The organism is Pseudomonas sp. B28(2017) (assembly GCF_002113025.1).
GTDB lineage: Bacteria > Pseudomonadota > Gammaproteobacteria > Pseudomonadales > Pseudomonadaceae > Aquipseudomonas.
This window is the reverse complement of the sequence record NZ_NEJH01000001.1, coordinates 178,687-201,173: the sequence shown is the minus strand read 5'-3', so window position 1 is coordinate 201,173 and position 22,487 is coordinate 178,687. Positions and strand designations below refer to the sequence as shown.

22 protein-coding genes are annotated in these 22,487 nt (G+C 59.8%); 12 read left to right on the top strand and 10 right to left on the bottom strand.

Annotated features, from left to right (window positions below; translation table 11 throughout):
* Positions 1-11 precede the first annotated feature (11 nt).
* The 3 genes from CAF65_RS00950 to CAF65_RS00940 all read right to left on the bottom strand — a co-directional run bounded on the left by CAF65_RS00950 (position 12) and on the right by CAF65_RS00940 (position 5,881).
* Positions 12-2,555 carry a LuxR C-terminal-related transcriptional regulator gene (locus CAF65_RS00950; RefSeq protein ID WP_085714589.1) on the bottom strand — a complete coding sequence of 848 codons (2,544 nt, stop codon included), beginning with the start codon at positions 2,553-2,555 and terminating at the stop codon, positions 12-14.
* A 141-nt stretch (positions 2,556-2,696) separates the two neighbouring features.
* Positions 2,697-4,064: a DUF1329 domain-containing protein gene (locus CAF65_RS00945; protein ID WP_085714588.1), complete on the bottom strand. Its 1,368-nt coding sequence runs from the start codon at positions 4,062-4,064 to the stop codon at positions 2,697-2,699.
* 23 nt (positions 4,065-4,087) lie between these two features.
* Complete coding sequence (locus tag CAF65_RS00940) at positions 4,088-5,881, bottom strand: DUF1302 domain-containing protein (RefSeq protein WP_085714587.1); 1,794 nt, start codon at positions 5,879-5,881, stop codon at positions 4,088-4,090.
* 575 nt (positions 5,882-6,456) lie between these two features.
* On the opposite strand from CAF65_RS00940, the gene CAF65_RS00935 reads away from it, so the two are divergent.
* A complete protein-coding gene (locus CAF65_RS00935; RefSeq protein WP_085714586.1) occupies positions 6,457-7,227 on the top strand; it encodes an N-acetylmuramoyl-L-alanine amidase in 771 nt (256 codons plus the stop codon).
* Positions 7,228-7,301: 74 nt separating this feature from the next.
* Here the strand turns inward: CAF65_RS00935 and CAF65_RS00930 are convergent, their stop codons facing one another.
* The 4 genes from CAF65_RS00930 to CAF65_RS00915 all read right to left on the bottom strand — a co-directional run bounded on the left by CAF65_RS00930 (position 7,302) and on the right by CAF65_RS00915 (position 10,712).
* A complete protein-coding gene (locus tag CAF65_RS00930) occupies positions 7,302-8,213 on the bottom strand; it encodes an SDR family oxidoreductase (protein ID WP_085714585.1) in 912 nt (303 codons plus the stop codon).
* 183 nt (positions 8,214-8,396) lie between these two features.
* Positions 8,397-9,299: an alpha/beta fold hydrolase gene (locus CAF65_RS00925; RefSeq protein ID WP_085714584.1), complete on the bottom strand. Its 903-nt coding sequence runs from the start codon at positions 9,297-9,299 to the stop codon at positions 8,397-8,399.
* Positions 9,299-10,081 (bottom strand): class II aldolase/adducin family protein, encoded by a 783-nt coding sequence (locus CAF65_RS00920; protein ID WP_085714583.1) that lies wholly within the window; start codon positions 10,079-10,081, stop codon positions 9,299-9,301. The genes CAF65_RS00925 and CAF65_RS00920 overlap by 1 nt, the downstream gene beginning before the upstream one ends.
* Positions 10,082-10,256: 175 nt before the next feature.
* The gene (locus CAF65_RS00915; protein WP_085714582.1) at positions 10,257-10,712 is read right to left on the bottom strand and encodes a flavodoxin; all 456 of its coding nucleotides are present in this window, start codon (positions 10,710-10,712) and stop codon (positions 10,257-10,259) included.
* 102 nt (positions 10,713-10,814) lie between these two features.
* Between CAF65_RS00915 and CAF65_RS00910 the strand changes: the two genes are divergently transcribed.
* Both CAF65_RS00910 and CAF65_RS00905 read left to right on the top strand, forming a co-directional pair.
* Positions 10,815-11,291 carry a PAS domain S-box protein gene (locus tag CAF65_RS00910; protein WP_085714581.1) on the top strand — a complete coding sequence of 159 codons (477 nt, stop codon included), beginning with the start codon at positions 10,815-10,817 and terminating at the stop codon, positions 11,289-11,291.
* Positions 11,292-11,345: 54 nt separating this feature from the next.
* Positions 11,346-11,951 (top strand): hypothetical protein, encoded by a 606-nt coding sequence (locus tag CAF65_RS00905; protein ID WP_085714580.1) that lies wholly within the window; start codon positions 11,346-11,348, stop codon positions 11,949-11,951.
* A 3-nt stretch (positions 11,952-11,954) separates the two neighbouring features.
* Here the strand turns inward: CAF65_RS00905 and CAF65_RS00900 are convergent, their stop codons facing one another.
* Positions 11,955-12,914, bottom strand: coding sequence for a MerR family transcriptional regulator (locus CAF65_RS00900; protein WP_085714579.1), 960 nt, complete (start codon positions 12,912-12,914; stop codon positions 11,955-11,957).
* 211 nt (positions 12,915-13,125) lie between these two features.
* Between CAF65_RS00900 and CAF65_RS00895 the strand changes: the two genes are divergently transcribed.
* From CAF65_RS00895 to CAF65_RS00865, 7 genes are all read left to right on the top strand, one after another.
* Positions 13,126-13,695 (top strand): antibiotic biosynthesis monooxygenase, encoded by a 570-nt coding sequence (locus tag CAF65_RS00895; RefSeq protein WP_085714578.1) that lies wholly within the window; start codon positions 13,126-13,128, stop codon positions 13,693-13,695.
* An 89-nt stretch (positions 13,696-13,784) separates the two neighbouring features.
* Positions 13,785-14,495 (top strand): dihydromonapterin reductase, encoded by a 711-nt coding sequence (gene folM, locus CAF65_RS00890; RefSeq protein ID WP_085714577.1) that lies wholly within the window; start codon positions 13,785-13,787, stop codon positions 14,493-14,495.
* Between the two features lie 20 nt (positions 14,496-14,515).
* Entirely contained in the window at positions 14,516-15,076 is a 561-nt protein-coding gene (gene folE, locus CAF65_RS00885) for a GTP cyclohydrolase I FolE (protein ID WP_085714576.1), read from the top strand.
* A 2-nt stretch (positions 15,077-15,078) separates the two neighbouring features.
* Positions 15,079-15,450 carry a dihydroneopterin triphosphate 2'-epimerase gene (folX, locus tag CAF65_RS00880; RefSeq protein ID WP_007970304.1) on the top strand — a complete coding sequence of 124 codons (372 nt, stop codon included), beginning with the start codon at positions 15,079-15,081 and terminating at the stop codon, positions 15,448-15,450.
* Positions 15,451-15,546: 96 nt separating this feature from the next.
* Positions 15,547-15,843: a DUF1244 domain-containing protein gene (locus CAF65_RS00875; RefSeq protein WP_085714575.1), complete on the top strand. Its 297-nt coding sequence runs from the start codon at positions 15,547-15,549 to the stop codon at positions 15,841-15,843.
* Positions 15,836-16,174 carry a HopJ type III effector protein gene (locus CAF65_RS00870; protein ID WP_085714574.1) on the top strand — a complete coding sequence of 113 codons (339 nt, stop codon included), beginning with the start codon at positions 15,836-15,838 and terminating at the stop codon, positions 16,172-16,174. Before CAF65_RS00875 ends, CAF65_RS00870 begins: the two co-directional genes overlap by 8 nt.
* Positions 16,175-16,398: 224 nt before the next feature.
* Entirely contained in the window at positions 16,399-17,649 is a 1,251-nt protein-coding gene (locus tag CAF65_RS00865) for an aspartate aminotransferase family protein (RefSeq protein WP_085714573.1), read from the top strand.
* Positions 17,650-17,829: 180 nt separating this feature from the next.
* Here CAF65_RS00865 and trxB read toward each other — a convergent pair whose 3' ends face one another.
* The gene (gene trxB, locus CAF65_RS00860; RefSeq protein ID WP_007970300.1) at positions 17,830-18,786 is read right to left on the bottom strand and encodes a thioredoxin-disulfide reductase; all 957 of its coding nucleotides are present in this window, start codon (positions 18,784-18,786) and stop codon (positions 17,830-17,832) included.
* A gap of 314 nt (positions 18,787-19,100) precedes the next feature.
* Here trxB and cysZ point away from each other — a divergent pair, with 314 nt between their 5' ends.
* Positions 19,101-19,853: a sulfate transporter CysZ gene (cysZ, locus tag CAF65_RS00850; RefSeq protein WP_085714572.1), complete on the top strand. Its 753-nt coding sequence runs from the start codon at positions 19,101-19,103 to the stop codon at positions 19,851-19,853.
* Between the two features lie 36 nt (positions 19,854-19,889).
* A complete protein-coding gene (locus CAF65_RS00845) occupies positions 19,890-21,089 on the top strand; it encodes a glycosyltransferase family 1 protein (RefSeq protein ID WP_085714571.1) in 1,200 nt (399 codons plus the stop codon).
* 125 nt (positions 21,090-21,214) lie between these two features.
* Here CAF65_RS00845 and CAF65_RS00840 read toward each other — a convergent pair whose 3' ends face one another.
* Positions 21,215-22,318, bottom strand: coding sequence for an NADH:flavin oxidoreductase (locus CAF65_RS00840; protein WP_085714570.1), 1,104 nt, complete (start codon positions 22,316-22,318; stop codon positions 21,215-21,217).
* Positions 22,319-22,487 lie beyond the last annotated feature (169 nt).

The following is a 22,487-nucleotide window of genomic DNA, read 5'->3' as shown; positions in this document are numbered from 1 at the left end:
CGTGGCGATGATCAGGCGGGCAGGATCAGGCCCAGTTTCTTGCCCATCGCCACGGCTTGCGTGCGACGCTCAACACCCAATTTGCTATGGATTCGCCGGGCGTGGGTTTTCACCGTATGCAAGGAGATGAACAACTGCTCGGCAATTTGCTGATTGGAGTTACCTTGGGCAATCAGGCCAAGCACTTCCAGTTCCCGGCTACTCAGCAGACTGGCATCCAATGCCATCGCGGTCGCCGACGCCTCCCCTCGTAAACGACAGATCAAGCTGGGCTCGCGCAACTTCAAGTCATGCAATGCCTGTTGCCCCTGGCAACGGCTCGCCAGTGCCAGCCCTGCCTCCAGTGCCGCATGGGCCGCGGACGGGTTTCCCGTCAAGTCCGCCACTTCACAGATCGCCAGTTGCAACTCCGTTTCCAGCGCCAGCATGGCGTGTTGCCGCGCATGCTCGAGTAACGCCTTGAGCCGGTCCAATGGACGGTGCGCCAGTTGCAGTCGAGTCTCGGCCAACACCAACTGGTATTCGATCCGCGCAATCAGCTGCAGCGTCGCGGGGGGTGCCTGGCGCGCATGGGCCCCGCGATAATGACGCAAGACCCGGGTCAGTGCCTCCCGCGCCAACTCCGGGCGCCCTTGTTGCAACCAGAAATGACTGCTGACTTGCAGCAACACACTGCGATAAACGGTGTCGGGGATTTGCCGCTGCTGCATCAACCGCTCGGCCTCGCGAAGACGATCGAACGCATGGGCATAGTCGCGTTGATTGGCCGCCATCTGCGCCAACCCGAGAAACCCGTACAACACGTGCTTGTCCTGGCTGTGCAGGCAATCATCAAGGCCAGCCTGGAAACACTCGCCGGCCAGTTGGTCGTGCCCCTGGCACAGGGCCAGCCGCCCACGCCGCAAAGCGATTCGCCCCAGCAGCGGCGTCGGTCGATCAGCCTGCCGACGGAGCATTTCATCGATGTCGGCCAACAATTGCCCGGCTCGCCGAGGTGCGCCGCGCTGCTCCAGCAACTGCGCATGATCGAGTTCAAGCAAACCCTCAAACAACAACGAGCCTTGTGCCCGCGCCAGACATAGCGCGTCACGATTGAAGGCCTGGGCGGCGTCGAGGTCGGCATTGAGCAATGCCTGCTGAGTCAACCCGGACAGGCACAACAACCGCGCGGGCCACGCCTCGGCCGCCAGTTCGTCCAGCGCCTCGATAAAATGCGTCCGTGCCGCCGGCATGCGTCCCTGCAAATGCAGCAACCAACCTTGTTGCGCCTGCCAGCGTGCCAGTAGTTGTCGCTGCAAGGACGCCGTCGGCTGCGGGGTGAACCGCGCCAACTGCCCAATGCACGCAGCCGCCTGCTCGAAGCGCCCGGCAAACAGCAACGCGGCCGTAATCAACCCCACCCGTTGCGGTGTGCCCAGGGTCAATTGCTCACCCAGGCGCTCATGCAGCTTGAGTAACAAGCTGACATTCTGACGCTTGAACAAATGCTCAAAACTGAAGTGCTGCAACAGGCTCACCGCAACCTCATGCTCTTGTGCAAGCAACGCCTGTTCGAACGCCCCTTGCCAATCCTCTTCGGCGCTGAACCATTGGCATGCGCGGCGATGCCAGGATCGCCCGGCCGCGGTTGGCTCTTCACGCATCGCCCGGGCCAATGGTTCGAAGATCCGCAACCACTCGACGGAGTCCTCCCAAGGTTCAATGAAGCAGCCCATTTCCTGCAACGCGTGCAGGCACTGCGCGCCCTCCCCCGTACCGAAAAGATGCTCGCACAAGCTGGCGTTGAAACGTGGCAGATGAACCAATACCAGCCAGACTTCAACCAACTCCGACGGCAAAGTGTTGAACAACTCGTGTTGCAGATAATCGAGCAAAGTTGCCGAACGCCCCTGCTCACCCGACCACGGGCAACCATTGAGTAACGCGATCCGCACGCCAGCGCACCAGCCACCGCTGCGCTCAACCACCCTTTTGGCGGTTTGTGCCGCCTGGCTCGGCTCGACATGACTGAGCAATTGCCCGACCTCGGCCTCGGTAAACGCCAGCGCCCGGCCGTCGCACTCGTACAACTCATCATCGAGCAGCAGCCGCGGCCAGTTGCATGAGGGTCGTCGACGGGCGCTCAGCCACCAGGTAACCGTCGGGCTGGCGACGGCCAACAGGCGATCGAGCATCCGGTCGAGTTCCGGGTTGGGTGCGCGACAGAAATCGTCGAGAAACAGCCAGGTTGGCGCCCGTAATCGGGCCAGATACGCCAGCAGCCCGGGCTCATCCGCCGAGGGCAGACCCAGCGCTTGCGTCAGGCGCAACAGAAAATCCGCCGCACTCAACGACTGCCCCGCCAGCGGCAGCCAACGGACCCGACAGCGCTCCGGCGCTCGCAACAGGCACTCGGCGAGCAACGCGCTCTTGCCACTACCGGCCGGTGCACAAAGCAACTTCACCCGCGCAGCCGAGACCAGCATGGGCTCAATCAGCCGCTCGCGGGACAGATGATGGGACGACAGTCGGGGCAGGAAGCCAGGGCGGTCCAGACAGTGCGTCATTGCAGTCATTGTGGGGCGCCTTTTTTATAATTCTGGCGCCACCCTAGCCCCCTCCCGAGCGCTTGTTGAAGAAGTATTCAACACACTGATCGCCCCCTATAAAAAAGGTGACCATGAGGTCACCCTTTTGTGTAGGAGCCTGTAGAAAACCTACCTTACCCCCGTGCTACGCAAGGCCGCTGGTGTGTAATCCCCTGCCTTTGCATCGATGTTGAATTCGAAGCTGCGCTTCTCTTCGTTCTTCATTCCCAAAGCGATATAGCGACCGGCAATCAGGTCATACAGCGCTTCGACGGTGTAGGCCGGCACCTGGTGATCGTAGTAGAACTGGGCATGACCTTCGGCAACGCGCCAGAGCTGGCCACGACCGTCGTAGTGGTCGGCCAGCGCCACTTGCCAGCTGTCTTCATCGATGTACATGTGGCGCTTGGCGTACACGTGCCGCTCACTCGGCTTGACCGTGGCGACGATTTCCCAGACCCGGTGCAACTCATAGCGAGTCAGGTCCTGATTGATGTGCCCGGCCTTGATCACATCGGTGTACTTGAGGTCTGGCGAGTCGAGCTTGTAGCTGTTGTAGGGGATGTACATCTCCTTCTTGCCGACCAGTTTCCAGTCGTAGCGATCCGGCGCGCCGGAAAACATGTCGAAGTTGTCGGTGGTCCGCAGGCCGTCGGATGAGGTGCCGACACCGTCATAGGCCACTTGTGGCGCACGCCGTACCCGCCGCTGGCCAGCGTTGTAGATCCAGGCCTTGCGCGGCTCCCTGACCTGGTCGAGGGTCTCGTGAACCAGCAACACGTTGCCCGCCAGCCGCGCCGGTGCGGTCACTTCCTGCTTGAAGTAGTTGAGGACGTTATCGTCGCTGCCCGGTTTCAGATCGCTGAGCAACGACGGCACGGCGACCTCGTCCTTGAAGCGGATCACGGTGAAATCACCATTGGACTGCGGTGTTGCCTGGGTGATGGTGCGCCGCAGATTGCCACCGTGGTAACGGGTCACGTGGTTCCAGATCACTTCCACGCCATTCTTCGGAATCGGGAATGCGTAGTAGCGATTGCCGGTGAAGTTGGCCAGACCGTTGCCGTCGTTGATCGGTGTTACGTTCAGCGCACTGCGCTTGGCCGACTCATAGATTTCAGCCGGTAATGCCACAGTACGGTGGCTCGGGTAGACCGGAATCCGGTAGGTCTCGGGATAGCGCTTGAACATCGCGATCTGGCCGTCGGAGAGCTTGTCCTTGTACTTGTCGACGGTCGCCGCGGTGATCACGAACAACGGTTTTTCGCTGGCGAACGGGTCAGCCAGGAAACCCTTGCTGTCCACCGCCCCGGCGTTTCTCGGGATGCCGCCGGTCCAGGCCGGAATCGAGCCATCGGCATTGCCGGCCTTCTCCGCACCGAGCGGCGTAAGGCTGGTGCCGAGCTTGTTGGCTTCTTCCGGCGCCACTGCGGCCATCACGTTGGCGGCCAGCAACCCGAGGGTCAGCGCGCCCAATTGCAATATCATCTTGCGCATCGAAATCATCCTTTTCAGCCAGGTCAGAAGTTCACGCCAAAGCTCAACGCCACGAAGTCACGGTCGGTGAGGACGTTGAAGTCCCCGCCGAAAAAGTCGGTGTAACTGAGGCTCGCGGTGTAGGTGTTGCGATAGTCCGCATCGACACCGAGGCTGATGGCCTTGGCACCCTCGTTGAACAGACCGTTGGGGCCAAAGCCTGCGACGTCGTGGGACCACGAGAGGTTGGGTCTGAAATTGATCCCGGCAATGAGGTTGTTGTAGTCGAGGATGGCCCGCGCGCGATACCCCCATGAAGTCGAGGTCACGAAGCCGTCGGTATCGCCACCGAATCCATACTGGCCATACACCGAGTCGCGGCCATAGCGCAGTTTGGTGCGTGCTTCCAGACCACCGACCCGAACCACTGCCGCCTCGCCCACCAGCGTCAGGCGATCCGCACCCGCGACCTGATCGATGAAGTGCGTCAGGGTGCTCTGGATCTGCGTCACCTCCTTGCGGCGGTAGCCTTTGTTGTCGGCCCCCGGTGACGTGGCAATGGGCGATGCTGCTCCACCCGCGATAGGGTTGAGCAACGCCAGGGTCAGGTCATTGGTGTTGACCTGCACCGGGGCGTTGGGGCGGTAGCTGATTTCCCCGCTCCAAGCGGTGCCGGTGGATAACGTGGTGGCGAAGCTGGCGCCGTAGAGGCGGATGTCCTCCGGGTATTCGAGGTAATACTGGCCGCGACCGAGCATCACACTTTGGGCCAGGCCTGAACCGGTGCCGGGCGCGATGCGGTTGGCGGTTGCGACGATCCCCGGAATGCTCGCCAGTGTACTGAGGCCGGCGGTGGTGGTCCCGACGCTCGGGCCGCGGCTGTGGTAGTTCAAAAAATACAGACCGTACTCGGTGTCATCCCCCAGCCAGCGCAACGCCGTACCCCACTGTCCGGAATCCCGGGCATCGCGGTCGCCGCCACGGGGAACGATCACGCCCTCCCTGCTGACCTCGAAGCCCTGGCCAAAGGCAGCCGCAATCGGCTGCAACGGTGCAATGGCCGGGTTGGCGACGGTGTAGCCCTTGTTGCAGCCGTCCGCCACCACATCGACACCAAAGAAGGTGCCACAGTTATCCACGACCGTCTGGTCCCATTCCAGTTGATAGAAGCCTTCGACGGTCAACTTCTCCGTCAGGCCCTGGGAGGCGAACAGCATGTTGACCGGGATCAGGCCCTCCTTGATCTCGGCTCCAGGACGACGGAACGCAGACACGTCGACCGGGTTGATGCTGTTGATCGAGTTGCCGATGAAAGTGCTCTCGCCCCAACTGACCACCTGCTTGCCGGCGCGCACCGTGCCCGGCAAATCGGCGAGGGAATAGTTGTGATAGACGAAAGCGTCGAGGATTTGCCCGCCTGAAGACTTCGCGCCTTCTTTGCGATTGTGGTCGCTGATGTCCTTGAATGGACGGCTTTCATCCTTCAGCTCAAAGTCGTACCAGTACTTGCCACGCACAAACGCACCGGTGTCGCCGTACTTCAGCTCGAGGTCGTGAATACCCTTGAAGATCTTCGAGAAGGTTTCGCCCTTCTTGAAGTTCAATCGCCCGTCGTCACCGGTCGAAGACTGGCCGGAACCGCCGTTGACGATGCCCACCAGGGATTTATCCGCGTCACGCATGCCCCAGCTCGCGCCGACCGACAACGAGGAGTCGAACGTCCCCTCGATTTCCCCGATGTTGAATGAAAGGGCCTGCGCCTGGGCGCAACAGCCTAATGCGACCGCAGCCGCCAGCGCCTGCGGTGTGAAGATGGCGCGCATTGTTGTTTTTGTCATGCGTCTTCCCCGGTGAGTGACAGAAGGCCTCACCCTACTGCCGGGCACCGGGGGCCGATAAGCGCACCAAGGAGGTATTCGTGGTGTACCTCTAAAGGATGACTGGCACCGGGGCATCATTCAGACGACGAGCGCCCGATTACTGACTGTTGCCCGGGCTGCAACAGTGCATGTCCGGAATTGGTATTTTTCCTGCAACACCAAGGGCTTATTCTTATCTGGCTGCTACAGTAAACCGCTGTAAGGCACGATGTGCCGGCCCGCGCCGTGATGAAAGATTTCAGATGAATCGAAGATTCGGTTCATCGCCCCATGTTCACCGACGTTGATTTGTAGCTCCTGATCCAACGTCTTACCTTGGCCGCTGCGTTTGCAGCGGCCTTTTTTATGGGCAATGATTTTTGATGAGTAACGGTTGCCAGTCGGTAACCCTGACCATCCAGACAAAATTTCGCATGCCTACATTTCTTTCAGAAAGCGGCTACAAGCATAGGTAAACACCAAAAGCACTCACGGCATTAAGTTGAACAGCAAGTCGACGAACGACTTCAAACTTACTTATTGCGAGTGCAACCATGAATCCCATCAACTACAGCCAGTATCGCTCGACCAGAAGCGTCAACAGTCGAATACGCTTTCTGATCTTTCATTACACGGCGGGCAACTTCACCAGTTCGATCAATGTCCTGACCGGTCCAAACGTCAGCGCGCACTATCTGGTTCCGGACATTACCGACCCCAGCTATCTGAAGGCGGGTTATACCGGGCAGGAAGTTTTCAACCTGATGGATGAAACTTATCGCGCGTGGCACGCGGGCGTCAGTCAGTGGGGTCACCGCAGCAATCTGAATGACACGTCCATCGGCATTGAAATCGTCAACCAGGCGACGGACAACAAAGGCGAATTCACCTTCCCGCCGTATCACTCCGAGCAGATTGCTGCGATTGAACAACTGGCGCTGAACATCCTCAAGCGCTACCCGGATATCGCACCGACGCAGGTTTTGGGCCACTCCGATGTATCGATCGGCCGCAAAAGTGACCCGGGGCCCATGTTTCCCTGGCAAGCGCTGTACTTGAAAGGCGTCGGCGCCTGGTTCGATGAAAGCACTCGGGACGAGTATCTGTGCCAATACAACACATCGGGCATCCCAGCCCGAAGCGAATTGCTAGGACTGTTCAAATCCTATGGATACGATGTTTCAGGCGCCTCGACGGAAGAGGGTTTTCAAAGATTGGTGCGGGCATTCCAGATGCATTTTCGTCCGGAAAACTTCGACGGAAAAATGGACGCACAAACAGCCGCCAATCTGAAGGCCCTGGTATTCAAATACTTTCCCGCCTGATCGTTGGCAAACGCTTTTCCAGCCGAAAAATGCAACAACCGGCAAGGCCAGTCAATGTGACCTTGCCGACGCTATCAGAGCGAATACTGCTGCAGATTCCCCATCATTTCCTTCAGAGCTTCGATATTGTCCTTGGGATGCGCCGCGCCTTCGAAGTCGCAAATCTGCTGCCAGTGCGCCGCCACGTCTTCCGGGGAGAAACCCGCCCGTGGATCGAACCCGACACCGAGACTGCGCTCCCAGCGGACCTTGCCCATCCAGCCGCCGCCGACTTCGAACAGACCGGAGGTTTCCTGGCAGTTCTCACTGGCCAGGTACACCACCAGCGGGCTGACCAGTTCGGGCTTGAGCTGTTCGAAGACTTGCGGCGGGATCAGGCCTTCGGTCATGCGCGTACCACCGGTGGGGGCGATGGCGTTGACCAGGATGTTGTTCTTGCGGCCTTCGATTGCCAGGGTACGGGTCAGCCCATAGAGACCGAGCTTGGCCATGCCATAGTTGGACTGGCCGAAGTTGCCATAGATGCCCGAGGTCGACGCAGTGAAAATCACCCGGCCGTAGTTCTGTTCGCGCATGTGCGGCCAGGCGGCGCGGGTGACTTTGTAGGCGCCTTCGACGTGGATGCGGTAAACCAGGTCCCAGTCGGCGTCTTCCATTTTGTGGAAGGTCTTGTCGCGCAGGATCCCGGCGTTGTTCACCACCACGTCGACGCGACCGAAGACGTCCAGGGCATGCTGGACCAGCTTGTCACCGTCGATGACCGAGTCGTGGTTGGCCTCGGCGATGCCCCCGGCCTCGCGAATGACTGCGACCACGCGATCGGCGGCCGAAGCGTTGGCGCCTTCGCCCTGGGCCGAGCCGCCAAGATCGTTGACCAGCACCCTGGCGCCCTGTTTGGCGAACAACAGTGCATGCGCCCGTCCCAGGCCGCCACCGGCACCGGTGATGATCACGACTTTATCTTCGAAGCGCACAGACTCATTCATGGGGGGACTCCAGCAGGCCAAGGGACAATGAGTCCGAGTTTCAGGCACGGCGCTGCCGGTCACAATGAACACGGGGGAGGCTGAATGGTGCGCGATAAGGCTGAGGGATGATTGATGGAGAACATGGACACAAAACCCTGTGGCGGGGGGGTGTCGGACCGCCACAGGTGATCAGTTGCTTGCTCAGGAACACGCCACCTTGCGCGGCGGCAAGTGCAGTTGATCGCGAAACGCCAGGTAGTGCTTGAGCACCTCGCCGGGCGCCTCAATCTGTGGGTAGTGGCCAATGTCGGGCAACACCACCGTATCCGCCTCCGGTATCATTTCCCGATAACGCTCGACCATATGCACACCAGAGACCGGATCGACCCCGCCATCGATCACCCGCAGCGGTACTTCACCACGTTGCATCGCGCTCACCCAGCGGTTGCGCCAGACGCGTCGCTCCGGGATGTAGGCGATCAATTTATGCATGATCCGTGGCCCGCGATGGCTTTCGACCAGGCTCCAGAAATCATCCATCTGACTTTCACTGGGACGGGTCTGCGGACCGAAAATCTGCCGAAAGCTCCTCACCAGACCATCACGGCTGAAGGCGCGGCCAATCATCCAGCCCAAAGGGCTGAGCAAGAGTTTTTGCATCAGTACCGGGCGATGGGTTTCCGGAAACAACCCGCCATTGAGAAACACGCAACTGGCCAGTTCCACCCGCGATTCGTAATGCCGGGCCAGCAGTTCCTGGGCCACGCTGTCGCCATAATCGTGGGCAAACAGGTGCACCGGCTGCTCGACATTCAAGTGTTCAAGCAGTGCCTGTTGCAGATCCGCTTGCTCCAGCAGACTGTATTCGTGATTCACCGGTTTGGCCGAATCGCCGAAGCCCAACATGTCACAAGCAATCACACGAAAGCGCTGGGTCAATGGCTGCCACAGGTAATGCCAGTCCCAACTGGCGGACGGAAAGCCATGAATGAGCAACAGCGGCTCACCCTGCCCTGCTGTCCAGTAACGGATGCTCTGGCCATGGAATACGAACGCCTGGCTGCGTTTGCGCCAGACACACAGGGGGATCTCGGCGAGTTCCATCAGAGTTTATAACCCGGGTCCAGTTTATCGAGTTTGCGCAGCAGCGCAGGCCAGGCCAGCGCTCCACCCATTCCTTGAGCACTTCTGGTGACACCCGCGATCATGGCTTTGGCGCCTGCCAGAATCTGCGGTTCGATGGCGATCAGTTCAGCGCCACCGTTTTGCGCCATGACCTGAATGTCGCAGGCACGCTGGAAGGTAAACATCATCAGGAACGTATCGGCGATGGTGCTGCCGCAGGTCAGCAGACCGTGGTTATGCAGCATCAGGAAATTGTTTTCACCGAGGTCGGCCTGCAGCCGCACTTTCTCGTCATGGTTGAGCGCCACGCCTTCGTAGGCGTGGTAGGCCAGGCTGGAAAGCACGAACAACGACTGTTGGCTGATCGGCAAAACGCCCTGCTTCTGTGCCGACACGGCAACCCCCGAAGCTGTGTGGGTGTGGAGCACGCAGACGACATCGTGACGGACTTCATGCACGGCGCTGTGGATGGTGTAGCCCGCCGGATTGATCTCGTAAGGGCTGTCCATCAGTTTGTTCCCGGCCTGATCCACCTTGACCAGGCTCGACGCGGTCATTTCGTGAAACATCAACCCGAACGGGTTGATCAGGAAGTCTTCGGTGCCGGGCACCTTGGCAGAGATATGAGTGAAGATCAGGTCATCCCAACCGTGTTGAGCGACCAGCCGATAACAGGCCGCCAGGTCAACGCGGGTTTGCCACTCGGCAGCACTGACCTGGCCTTTGACACTATGTGATGATTGGGCGGGAGCGACAGTCACGGATAGGAACCTCGGTTTTTATTATGGAGTGTTTCCAATGAATACCGAGTCTAGTCAGCCCTCCGGGTTCGTGTAGTTGCATTGGCAGCCAGCTTGATGGCCGAACGAGTCAGCGGGCCAGGAAGCCCGAATCAATATCAAATAGCCACCATCGGAGAAGGTGCGGGGCGCGCAGTCAACCCTGCAGCGCGCCGACCAGTTCCGCCAGCCAGGGCTCGGCATCCGTTTCGGGGGTCACACTTTCGCTGGCATCCAGACGCAGCATTGGCAGTACTTCACGAATGCCCAGTTCACCGAACAATTCGCGCATCAGTTCGCCGCCCCCACAAAACGTATCGCCATAGCTCGCATCGCCCAGGCCGATCACCGCACCCGGCAAGCTACGCCAGGCAGCGGGCAATTGGTCACGAATCGCGAAATACAGCGGTTGCAGGTTGTCCGGCAACTCGCCCATGCCAGTGGTCGACGTCACCGCCAGAAAGGCTTCGGGGCCAAACGCCTGGACATCGGCGAGGGTTGCACGCGGGTTGTGCCAGGTTTCGAAACCGGCGGCGTTCAACAGACTGGCGGCGTGGCGGGCAACCTCTTCGGCCGTGCCGTACACCGAGCCGGAAATGATGGCGACTTTCATCAATCTGATCCTGAATTCGAGTAAAAGACCCGGATATTAACAGCACGGTCGTGATTGTTCTTTTAGAATGCAATCGACAATCAATCAGGAAAGGATACTCCGATGATTAATGCACAACTGCTGCAATTGGTGATCAACGCTTCAAACGACGGTATCGTGATTGCCGAAAAGGAAGGCGAGCAAGACAACATCCTCATTTACGTCAACCCCGCGTTCGAACGCCTGACGGGGTACTCCAGCGAAGAGATTCTCTATCAGGATTGCCGCTTCCTGCAGTCGGGGGACCGTGACCAGGAAGCCCTGCCATTGATTCGCGACGCCTTGAACCGTGAAGGATCCTGCCGGGAAATACTGCGCAACTACCGCAAGGACGGCACACCGTTCTGGAATGAACTGTCCCTTTCAACGGTGAAAAATCCAGCGGACGGGCAAACCTACTTTGTCGGTGTACAGAAAGACGTCACCGCACAGGTCAAGGCGCAACAGCGCGTGGCTCAACTGGAGGTGCAGGTGGCTGAACTCCAGGCCGAGCTTGCTGCGCTCAAGGCGACGAACGGCAAAAACCAAATCCGGAATTAATGGTCAGTAACTACAATCACCACTGGCTTTGTAATCATATCTTTCGAGTTGGCCATGCAACGCGACGCACTCCTGACCCAGGATGAGCTGGATTTCATCCAGACCATGCAGCACAACCCGCAGCTCAATGTGCGGGACGCGACGTCGAGCCTGCTCGTCAATGGTGGATCGCAAATCCGTGATCTGCTCACCCGCCTGGCGGCCCATGAGCAGGTCACCATTCACGCCAGCTTCGAAAACCAGCAGATGACCTTCCCCCTGCACCTGGTGGAAGACGAGTTCCATGCACTGCATTTGCGTCTCGGCGTGCCGAGCATCTATGAAGACGGGCCGATGGTCCGGCCCTGGCGCCTGGTACTGGACGAACCGGTAGCACTGGAAAACGCCAAGGGGCAACCCGGCTCCCTGTGGGTACACGAAGTGTCGTGCAAAGGGGTTTTGCTGGAAGTTCGCAACAAGACCAAGCCGCCGAAGCATTTCGCCCTGTGGTTCAGCCCGTCAGGCTATGAGCGGATTGCCTTGCGTGGCACTTTCGAGAAAGAAAACGAACAGGGCTTCTATGCCTATCAGCTGAGCCAGAGCGATACGGACGAAACCGAGCGTCTGCGTCAGTTCATCCTGCAACAGCATCGTTTGACTTATCCAACGCTGCACCTCTGATCTTCAAGTATCCAGATTGCCCGCCAGGAACTGCCTCAGACGCTGGCTCATGACCTCCCCTTCATTGCCCAGGCAACCGATCGATGACCCGGCCAGGCTCTCTTGTGCCAGGTCAGAAGCATCGCCAGCCAACAACAATCGACACTCCAGACTCATGGCCAGGCGATTCAAGCGCCGGGGCAACTCGGGAGCCGGCACATGATTGGAAAACAGTACCAGCACCTGGGGCTTGATCCGTTCACAGACCAGGGTCAACTCATCGATCGGCTGACCAATGGGCAGCACTCGAATCCCCATTTGCGGGCTGCTCAGGAACAAGGCGGCAATCAGCAATTCGAGTTCCCGGCAATGGCCAGCCAGGGCACCGATGACCACTCGCCGTGGCCGGCTATCGCGCATCAACAGCAGGCGTTGCAACACTCGCGAACGCAGGAATCCATCAAGGAATATCCATTCGCTGGTACCGCCGAATTGATCCTGGCGTTGCAGCAATTGCCTCCATACCGGGACCAGAATGTCTTGAAACACCACCGGCAGGGAGTAGCTGGAAAAAATCTGCCCGTACACCTGCTCCAGCTGAACGTCGTCAAACGAGCTGACGGCAACCCGGAGCTGATGCTGCCATTGAGCGTAGTCGGCCAGCACGAGGTCGTTGGGAATGATGTGGGACAGCGCTTGGAGTGGTGCCGCTCTGGCCAGTAACAAGCCGATTTTACTGACCGCCACTCCGCGGTCGATCCAGCCGAGAATGCTGCGAACACGCTCGATATCGGTCATTGAATAGAGGCGATGCCCACTTTCGGTGCGTATTGGAACAATCAGGCCATAGCGTCGTTCCCATGCGCGAAGCGTGACCGGGTTGACGCCTGTCAGACGCGCCACCTCGCGAATCGGATAGAGCTGTTCCTGTTCAAGGGTGACAGCCTGCGGTACACCTGAAGGTACGTCAGTAAGGACAGGCATCTGGGTCGTACATCCATGTGCAGATCGGTACTCATTCTAACGCCGCTACCTCGTAATGATTCAAGTTCATAATCGAAGAAAAACGTTAAAAGACGAATCCGGCAGAATCAGGAATAATCCTTGCTTGTTCCGAGTCGCAGCCCACCACCCCGGCGCTGCGCCTGGCGAAGTTCCTATCCGGAGCGACGCAAATGCCTTATGGAGATACACAATGTCTACCCCACCCGTCACGCTGATGGTCGCGCGTCGTGTTGCCAATGGTCGCTATCAAGACTTGATCGCCTGGTTGCGCGAAGGCGAACAACTGGCCACCGACTTTCCTGGCTACCTCGGCTCCGGCGTACTCGCACCGCCGCCTGGCGATGACGAATTCCAGATAATCTTCCGCTTCGCCGACGAACGGACCCTGCATGCCTGGGAGCATTCCGCCTCGCGCAGCGCCTGGCTCGGACGCGGCAGCGACCTGTTCGCCCACCCGACAGAACATCGGGTCAGCGGCATCGAGGGTTGGTTCGGTACCACCGACCAACGCCCACCGCGCTGGAAACAGGCCATGGCGATCTGGCTGGCGTTCTTTCCGGTTTCACTGCTGTTCAACTTTGTGCTGGAGCCGCTGCTGAGCGAGATGACGCTACTGCCCCGCGTGTTCATCAGCACCCTGTGCCTGACGCCGTTGATGGTGTATTTCTTCATCCCCCTGTCGACCCGTCTGCTGGCCAATTGGCTGAACAGCACGTCCGTACGCCGCTTGCCCGCCGAACCTTCCACCCAAAACCGCTGATATCCCACAGCGGATGCCGCACAAGCACAAATAGGTAGACTGCTTGCGTCGCTGGTATAGTTTTGCTCTCACCGCGACGCGAGCCGTTCATGACTTCTTCCGCAGCCCCTATTCTCATTACCGGCGCCGGCCAGCGTGTCGGCCTGCACTGCGCCCGGCGACTGCTGGAAGATGGCCATCGCGTGATTTTCAGCTACCGCAGTGAGCGTCCCGGCGTGCAAGCCCTGCGCGATTTGGGGGCCATCGCGGTGTTCGCGGACTTCGCCAGCGAGGCCGGCATCCTCGCCTTCATTGGCGAACTGAAAACCCACACCGACTGTTTGCGGGCGATTATCCACAACGCCTCCGAATGGCTGGCCGAGACACCGGACACTGACGCCGCAGCATTCACCCGAATGTTCAGCGTGCACATGCTGGCGCCTTACCTGATCAACCTGCATTGCGCCGACCTGCTGCAACGCTCGAACCCCGCCGACATTGTGCACATCAGCGATGACGTGACCCGCAGGGGCAGCAGCAAGCACATCGGCTATTGCGCCAGCAAAGCCGGGCTCGACAGCCTGACCCTGTCCTTCGCCGCCAGGTATGCGCCGGCCATCAAGGTCAACGGGATCGCGCCGGCCCTGCTACTGTTCAACCCTGAGGACGACGCGGCCTACCGCGCCAAGGCGCTGGCCAAGTCCGCACTGGGCATCGAGCCCGGCAGTGAAGTGATCTACCAGAGCCTGCGCTATCTGCTCGACAACCCTTATGTCACCGGCACCACCCTGACCGTCAACGGCGGAAGGCACATCAAATAAGTGTCCCGCGAGGATTTTCCATGACGTTATCCCTGCCCCAGAATTACCGTGAAATCCTCATCGGCCTCGGTGAAAACCCCGACCGTGAAGGGTTGCTCGATACGCCGATGCGCGCGGCCAAAGCCATGCAGTACCTTTGCCATGGTTACGAGCAAAGTGTCGAAGAGATCGTCAACGGCGCGCTGTTCGCCTCCGACAACGATGAAATGGTGATCGTCGACAACATCGAGCTGTACTCGCTTTGCGAGCACCACATGCTGCCCTTCATCGGCAAGGCGCATGTGGCTTATATTCCAACCGGCAAGGTGCTGGGCCTGTCGAAGATTGCGCGGCTGGTGGACATGTTCGCCCGGCGCCTGCAGATCCAGGAAAACCTCACCCGGCAAATCGCCGACGCGGTGCAACAGGTGACCGGCGCGGCCGGCGTCGCAGTGGTCATCGAAGCACAGCATATGTGCATGATGATGCGCGGCGTCGAGAAGCAGAATTCGACCATGAACACCTCGGTGATGCTCGGCGCCTTCCGCGAGTCGAGCAACACCCGCCAGGAGTTCCTGCAATTGATTGGACGGAGCAAGTAGCAATGCCACAACTTCAGCCAGGCATGGCACGCATCCGGGTCAAAGACCTGTGCCTGCGTACTTTCATCGGCATCAATGAGGATGAAATCCTCAACAAGCAGGATGTGCTGATCAACCTCACCATCCTGTACGCAGCCCAGGAAGCGGTACGGGACAACGACATCGATCACGCGCTGAACTATCGCACGATCACCAAGGCGATCATTGCCCATGTGGAAGGCAACCGCTTTGCGCTGCTCGAACGCCTGACCCAGGAAATTCTCGACCTGGTGATGGCCAACGCATCGGTGCTCTACGCCGAGGTGGAAGTCGACAAGCCCCACGCGCTGCGATTCGCCGAGTCGGTATCGATAACGCTTGCAGCAAGCCGCTAGCTACAAGCTTCAAGCGGCAAGCTGTAAACTTCGACCTACGCAATCCATCTTGCAGCTCGAAGCTTGCCGCTCGCAGCTGTCTCGCAGAGACCTCCCATGAACGATCAACAACGCCTGGAACTCGAAGCCGCCGCCTTTCGCCGGCTGGTGGCCCACCTGGACAGCCGCAAGGATGTGCAGAACATCGACCTGATGAACCTCTCGGGCTTCTGTCGCAACTGCCTGTCCAAGTGGTACAAGGCCGCGGCTGACGAACGCCAGATCGAGGTCAGCCTCGACGAAGCCCGCGAAGTGGTTTACGGCATGCCGTACGTCGAATGGAAAGCCCAATATCAGCAAGAAGCCAGCGCCGAACAACAAGCGGCGTTCGCCAAAGGAAAACCCAATGAGTGATTTGAACACCCTGCGCGCCAGCCTCAACAGCGGCGAACACGCCTTCGCCGACACCCTGGCCTTCATCGCCGCCGGTTACGACTATCAGCCTCAGGCCTTCAACAATGGCGGCGTGGAAAACGCGGCCGGGCAGAACGAAGGCTCGTGCAAGACACTGGGTCTGGCGCTGCTCGAAGGCTTGAGCGATGAAGAAGCCCTGCTGGCGTTCGGCGAGCACTACCGCTCGGTACTGGCGACGCCTGAAGGCAGCGATCACGGCAATATCCGCGCGTTGATTGCTCACGGTCTGGCCGGGGTGAAATTCTCTCAGCAACCGCTGACTCGCCGCTGATGTAATTCGCTGCCGATTAAACCTGTAGGAGCGAGCCCGCTCGCGATGGACTGAAGAACGCCACGGGCGTGTCAGGCTCCCAGCGTCATCGTTCACGACCATCGCGAGCGGGCTCGCTCCTACATGACTTTTAAGATTGACCCGGCGACTTTATTTCGTTTGCCGCGTACCACCGCTCACGGCTTAGATAAAAAGGAGTCCTCCTTCTTCCGAGCCGGTCATTCATGCGCAGCGAAACCATAAGCCAGTCGATCAACATCGTTCATTCTGTCACCCTCAGCCACGGCAAAAACGCCGAGGTCTGGGACACTGACGGCAAACGCTACATCGACTTTGTCGGTGGCATCGGCGTGCTGAACCTCGGCCATTGCCATCCGCGCATCGTCGAGGCCATTCGCGAACAAGCCACCCGACTGACTCACTACGCATTCAACGCCGCCCCCCATATGCCTTACCTCGAACTGATGGATCGCCTCAGCGCGTTCATGCCGGTGGGTTACCCGGTCAGCGGCATGCTCACCAACAGCGGCGCGGAAGCGGCGGAGAACGCCCTGAAGATCGTTCGTGGAGCCACCGGCCGCACCGCGGTCATCGCCTTCGACGGCGCGTTTCACGGTCGCACACTGGCCACGCTCAACCTCAATGGCAAAGTCGCGCCCTACAAACAGAGAGTCGGCGTACTGCCGGGGCCGGTGTATCACCTGCCTTTCCCCAGCCAGGACAACGGCGTCAGTTGCACCGAGGCTCTCAAAGCCATGGAGCGCCTGTTCAGCGTCGAGATCGATGTCGACGACGTCGCCTGCTTTATCGTCGAGCCGGTGCAGGGTGAAGCAGGTTTCCTGGCCATGGAGGCTGAGTTCGCCCAAACGCTGCGCAAATTCTGCGACGACAAGGGCATTGTGCTGATCGCCGATGAAATCCAGTCCGGTTTCGGTCGTACCGGCCAACGCTTTGCATTTTCGCGACTGGGTATCGAGCCTGACTTGGTCCTGCTCGGCAAAAGCATCGCCGGCGGCGTGCCGCTGGGAGCGGTGGTCGGGCGCAGATCGCTGCTGGATAACCTGCCCAAGGGCGGCCTCGGAGGCACCTATTCCGGCAACCCCATCGCCTGCGCGGCGGCATTGGCGACCCTGGACGAAATGACCGATGCCAACCTGCACGCCTGGGGCACGCAGCAGGAAGAAGCGATTGTCGGCCGCTACGAAGCCTGGCGCTCAAGCAGGCTGACGCCGTATCTGGGGCGTCTGACCGGCGTCGGTGCCATGCGTGGTATCGAGTTGACCAACGCCGATGGCTCGCCAGCACCGGCGCAACTGACCCAACTGCTGGCCATGGCGCGGGACGCAGGCCTGCTGCTGATGCCCAGCGGCAAGTCGCGGCACATCATTCGCCTACTGGCGCCGTTGACCACCGAGGCGGCGGTGCTGGAGGAAGGGCTGGATATCCTTGAGGCGTGCCTGAAGAAACTGGCCTGATCCACAGCGCCCACTGTAGGAACGAGCATGCTCGCGAAGAACTTGAGAACCCTGCGCGGTGTCAGGCTCCCGGCGTTATCGTTGATGTCCATCGCGAGCGCGCTCGCTCCTACAGGGGCATGAGTATTTATCGAAGGCACAAAAAAACCGGCCGAAGCCGGTTTTTTCGTTTCTATAGAATCAAGCGTTCTGCAGATTGTCCAGGTAACGCTCGGCATCCAGTGCCGCCATGCAACCGGCGCCAGCCGAGGTGATGGCCTGACGATACACGTGGTCAGCCACGTCACCGGCGGCGAAGATGCCTTCGAGGTTGGTGGCAGTGGCGTTGCCGTCACGGCCGCCCTGCACGACCAGGTAGCCGTCTTTCAGGGTCAGCTGGCCTTCGAACAGCGAAGTGTTCGGCGTGTGGCCGATGGCGATGAACACGCCGTCGACTTTCACTTCGTCGAAGCTGCCGTCGTTGTTCTTCAGGCGGGCACCGGTCACGCCCATGTTGTCGCCCAGCACTTCATCCAGGGTTGCGTTGAGCTTCAGCTCGATCTTGCCTTCGGCAACGCGGGCGTTCAGCTTGTCGATCAGGATCTTCTCGGCGCGGAAGGTTTCGCGACGGTGGATCAGGGTGACCTTGCTGGCGATATTGGCCAGGTACAGGGCTTCTTCGACAGCGGTGTTACCACCGCCAACCACGGCAACCGGCTTGTTGCGATAGAAGAAACCGTCGCAGGTTGCGCAGGCGGAGACGCCCTTGCCCATGAACGCTTCTTCCGATGGCAGGCCCAGGTAACGAGCGCTGGCGCCGGTGGCGATGATCAGGGCGTCGCAGGTGTAGGTCGCGCTGTCGCCGGTCAGGGTGTATGGCTTGGCGGCGAAGTCCACGGCATTGATGTGATCAAAAACGATCTCGGTTTCAAAGCGCTCGGCGTGCTCGCGCATACGCTCCATCAGCGCCGGGCCGGTCAGGCCGTGGACGTCGCCCGGCCAGTTGTCGACTTCGGTGGTGGTGGTCAGTTGACCGCCGGCCTGCATGCCGGTGATCAGCAGTGGCTTGAGGTTGGCACGGGCGGCATAGACCGCGGCGCTGTAACCGGCAGGGCCGGAACCAAGAATAATCACTCGCGAATGACGGACTTCAGACATGACCTGCTCCTGTTGACCGGCCCTGAACACCTGGCGCGGAACGCCGGATTGCCGGCTGGAATAAAAAAGAACGGTTGAAAGCACTTGGGGAAGGCTTGAACCCGACCGTCCTGTAAAAGATTGGGTGCAGCGTATCGAGGGGGCGAAGATTAAGGAAATACGGTTTAACAATCCAGCTCATAGGTGGTCTCTATGCAATCTGCCCGACGATATCGACGTCTTTGTTACAGTGAATGTCGATACCGCCACCGCGCTTTCGCATGTGAAGCAAAGCCGGTAAGGTCGGCGCGTTTTCCCTCTACCCGGAGCACCTTATGCCCGCCCCTGTTCTGTCCGGCCCGCAGTACCTGCGCGAAGGCCTCAAGCTGGTGCTGAGCCCCAGCCTGCGTTTGTTTGTGTTGTTGCCGCTGGCGATCAACCTGGTGCTGTTCGTCGGATTGATCTATCTGGCCGGCCATCAATTCAGCCTGTGGGTCGACACGCTGATGCCGTCCCTGCCCGACTGGCTGGGTTTTCTCAGTTACATCCTCTGGCCGCTGTTCGTGGTGCTCGTCGTACTGATGGTGTTCTTCACCTTCACCATGCTCGCCAACGTCATTGCCGCACCGTTCAACGGCTTCCTGGCGGAGAAAGTCGAAGTGGTGGTGCGCGGCACCGATGATTTTCCGGCCTTCAGTTGGGGCGAACTGATGGCGATGATCCCGCGCACCCTGGCCCGGGAAATGCGCAAGCTCGGTTATTTTCTGCCCCGGGCGATCGGGTTGTTCATCCTCTCGTTCATCCCGGTGGTGAACATCATCGCCGCGCCGCTGTGGCTATTGTTCGGGGTGTGGATGATGGCGATCCAGTACATCGACTACCCGGCGGACAACCACAAGCTGGGCTGGAACGAGATGCTCGCCTGGCTGCGACAGAAACGCTGGCAGAGCATGAGTTTCGGCGGCAGCGTCTATCTGGTGCTGCTGATTCCGGTGGTCAACATCCTGATGATGCCGGCCGCCGTGGCCGGGGCGACGCTGTTCTGGGTGCGCGAACGCGGCGCGGAAAACCTGGTGGCCCAGCGCTGAGTCACAAATCCATCATCCCGACGTCACACTGACGACATGGCCCCAACCGACACTGGGGTCATGACGACAGCTCTGCATATCACCCTGATCACCGAAACCTTCCCTCCCGAAATCAACGGTGTGGCCAATACCCTTGGTCGCTTGTGCGACGGCTTGCGCGCGCGCGGGCATCAAGTGGAATTGGTGCGACCGCGTCAGGGCTGCGACCAGCAGTTGGGCAGCGACGATGAGTTGCTGCTGTGCCGCGGCTGGCCGCTACCGGGCTATCCCGGCTTGCAATGGGGTCAGTCGTCGATGCACAAACTGCTGCGGCGCTGGACGCGGCACCGCCCGGACGTGCTCTACATCGCCACCGAGGGCCCACTAGGCCTGTCGGCCTTGCGTGCGGCACGGCGACTGGGGATTTCCGTAGTCAGCGGTTTCCACACCAATTTCCAGCAGTACTCCAACCAATATGGGCTTGGTTTGCTCACACGCCTGCTGACTCACTACCTGCGCTGGTTCCACAACTGCTCGACCATGACCCTGGTGCCCAGCGTCAGCCAGCGCATGGAGCTGGAGCGGCGACATTTCGAGCGACTGGCGTTGCTGTCCCGAGGGGTCGACAGCGAACTGTTTCACCCGGCCAAACGGTTGAATGCCCTGCGCGAACAATGGGGACTGGCCGAGGAAGACATCGCCGTCATTCATGTCGGACGCCTGGCCCAGGAAAAAAACCTTGGCCTGCTCAAGCGCACCTTCAATACCCTCAAGGCGAGTTATCCCCAGCGCATCCTGAAACTGATCGTGGTCGGCGATGGCCCGCAGCGCCAGGAGCTGGAAAACGAAATGCCCGAGGCGATTTTCTGCGGCACCCAGCGGGGTGAAGCCCTGGCGTGTCACTACGCGTCGGGTGACGTATTTCTGTTTCCAAGCCTGACTGAAACGTTCGGCAATGTGGTGCTTGAAGCACTTGCCTCGGGGCTCGGCGTGGTGGCCTACGATCAGGCAGCAGCCGCCCAGCATATACGTCATGGCTACAACGGAGTGTTGGCGATGCCGGGGGATGAAGAAGCGTTCTGCGATGCCGCGGCATGGCTGCTGGAGGAAAGGGAGACCTTGCGCAACGTGCGTCTCAATGCGCGCCAGCATGCCAGTCGCCAGGGCTGGGCGACGATCATCGAGCAGTTCGAGGGACAATTGCGCGGGGCTTGTGCTGGAGAGATGGTGGTGCCGAATGCACCGACTGTTCCCTGATTTGCAGTGTTTTTGAGTCAGTCTTCGCGAGCAGGCCCGCTCCCACACTTGCTCGCATTTCCCTGAGAGAACGCGGTTACCTGTGGGAGCGGGCTTGCCCGCGATGGGGGCCGACTAGTCGCTGATTAAACCAGCGTCATCAACGCCTCACGACTGAACGGCAGAATGTCTTCCTCGCGGCCATCGCGCACTTTCTGCGCCCAGTCCGGGTCCACCAGCAACGCACGACCGACCGCCACCAGGTCGAACTCTTCGTTGTTCAGGCGCTCCAGCAGTTTTTCCAGGCTGGCCGGCTGTGCGACCTTGTCGGTGTTGACCATGAACTGCAGGAACTCGCCGTCCAGGCCGACGCTGCCGACGGTGATGGTCGGCTTGCCGGTGAGTTGGCGGGTCCAGCCAGCCAGGTTCAACTCGGAACCGTCGAACTCCGGCTCCCAGAAGCGGCGGGTCGAGCAGTGGAAAATATCCACGCCCGCGTCGGCCAACGGTTTGAGGAATTCGCCCAAGGCTTGTGGGGTTTGCACCAGACGTGCGCTGTAGTCCTGCTGCTTCCACTGGGAGAAACGGAAGATGATCGGGAAACCTTCACCGACCGCGGCACGCACGGCCCGAATCAACTCAATGGCGAAGCGCGAGCGGTTGGCCAGGTTGCCGCCGTACTCGTCGGTACGCTGGTTGCTGCCCTCCCAGAAGAACTGATCGATCAGGTAACCGTGGGCACCGTGGATTTCCACGCCGTCCATGCCGATGCTCTGCGCATCCTTGGCGGCCTGGGCGAACGCAGCGATCACGTCCTGGATATCCTGCTTGGTCATGCCATGCACCACGACCTGACCTTCCTTCACTTTTTCCGACGGGCCATAACCCGGCACACTGGCGTCCGGCTCGGTGCCGATACGACGTACGCTGCCCACATGCCACAACTGCGGCACGATCTTGCCGCCTTCGGCGTGAACGGCGTCGACGACTTTCTTCCAGCCGGCCAGGGCCGCTTCACCGTAGAAATGCGGAACGTTCGGGTAGCCGTTGGAAGCCTTGTGACCGACGGTGGTGCCTTCGGTGATGATCAGGCCAACGCCTGCAGCGGCGCGGCGACGGTAGTATTCGATCACTTTGGAATCAGGCACGCCGCCCGGAGAAAACGAGCGAGTCATCGGCGCCATGACGACGCGGGTCGGCAGCTCGAGGGTGCCGAGGTGGAACGGTTTGAACAGGGCTTTGACGGGCATGGGACGCTCCACAGGGAATGACTTTATGACGATGATAATATGGAGGTTCGCGCGTACTGAACAGCACTATTGATTTAGGTGATTAAGGGTCAAAAGAAAGGCTGTAGGAGCGAGCTTGTTCGCGATGGTCGTCAACGATAACGCTGCAAACCTGATACGGCGTGGAGCT

What these genes read in the sequence shown, in the direction of transcription:
- CAF65_RS00950 (WP_085714589.1), bottom strand. Translation starts at nt 2,555, where the DNA reads ATGACTGCAATGACGCACTGTCTGGACCGCCCTGGCTTCCTGCCCCGA.
- CAF65_RS00945 (WP_085714588.1), bottom strand. Translation starts at nt 4,064, where the DNA reads ATGCGCAAGATGATATTGCAATTGGGCGCGCTGACCCTCGGGTTGCTG.
- CAF65_RS00940 (WP_085714587.1), bottom strand. Translation starts at nt 5,881, where the DNA reads ATGACAAAAACAACAATGCGCGCCATCTTCACACCGCAGGCGCTGGCG.
- CAF65_RS00935 (WP_085714586.1), top strand. Translation starts at nt 6,457, where the DNA reads ATGAATCCCATCAACTACAGCCAGTATCGCTCGACCAGAAGCGTCAAC.
- CAF65_RS00930 (WP_085714585.1), bottom strand. Translation starts at nt 8,213, where the DNA reads ATGAATGAGTCTGTGCGCTTCGAAGATAAAGTCGTGATCATCACCGGT.
- CAF65_RS00925 (WP_085714584.1), bottom strand. Translation starts at nt 9,299, where the DNA reads ATGGAACTCGCCGAGATCCCCCTGTGTGTCTGGCGCAAACGCAGCCAG.
- CAF65_RS00915 (WP_085714582.1), bottom strand. Translation starts at nt 10,712, where the DNA reads ATGAAAGTCGCCATCATTTCCGGCTCGGTGTACGGCACGGCCGAAGAG.
- CAF65_RS00910 (WP_085714581.1), top strand. Translation starts at nt 10,815, where the DNA reads ATGATTAATGCACAACTGCTGCAATTGGTGATCAACGCTTCAAACGAC.
- CAF65_RS00905 (WP_085714580.1), top strand. Translation starts at nt 11,346, where the DNA reads ATGCAACGCGACGCACTCCTGACCCAGGATGAGCTGGATTTCATCCAG.
- CAF65_RS00900 (WP_085714579.1), bottom strand. Translation starts at nt 12,914, where the DNA reads ATGCCTGTCCTTACTGACGTACCTTCAGGTGTACCGCAGGCTGTCACC.
- CAF65_RS00895 (WP_085714578.1), top strand. Translation starts at nt 13,126, where the DNA reads ATGTCTACCCCACCCGTCACGCTGATGGTCGCGCGTCGTGTTGCCAAT.
- folM (WP_085714577.1), top strand. Translation starts at nt 13,785, where the DNA reads ATGACTTCTTCCGCAGCCCCTATTCTCATTACCGGCGCCGGCCAGCGT.
- folE (WP_085714576.1), top strand. Translation starts at nt 14,516, where the DNA reads ATGACGTTATCCCTGCCCCAGAATTACCGTGAAATCCTCATCGGCCTC.
- folX (WP_007970304.1), top strand. Translation starts at nt 15,079, where the DNA reads ATGCCACAACTTCAGCCAGGCATGGCACGCATCCGGGTCAAAGACCTG.
- CAF65_RS00875 (WP_085714575.1), top strand. Translation starts at nt 15,547, where the DNA reads ATGAACGATCAACAACGCCTGGAACTCGAAGCCGCCGCCTTTCGCCGG.
- CAF65_RS00870 (WP_085714574.1), top strand. Translation starts at nt 15,836, where the DNA reads ATGAGTGATTTGAACACCCTGCGCGCCAGCCTCAACAGCGGCGAACAC.
- CAF65_RS00865 (WP_085714573.1), top strand. Translation starts at nt 16,399, where the DNA reads ATGCGCAGCGAAACCATAAGCCAGTCGATCAACATCGTTCATTCTGTC.
- trxB (WP_007970300.1), bottom strand. Translation starts at nt 18,786, where the DNA reads ATGTCTGAAGTCCGTCATTCGCGAGTGATTATTCTTGGTTCCGGCCCT.
- cysZ (WP_085714572.1), top strand. Translation starts at nt 19,101, where the DNA reads ATGCCCGCCCCTGTTCTGTCCGGCCCGCAGTACCTGCGCGAAGGCCTC.
- CAF65_RS00845 (WP_085714571.1), top strand. Translation starts at nt 19,890, where the DNA reads ATGGCCCCAACCGACACTGGGGTCATGACGACAGCTCTGCATATCACC.
- CAF65_RS00840 (WP_085714570.1), bottom strand. Translation starts at nt 22,318, where the DNA reads ATGCCCGTCAAAGCCCTGTTCAAACCGTTCCACCTCGGCACCCTCGAG.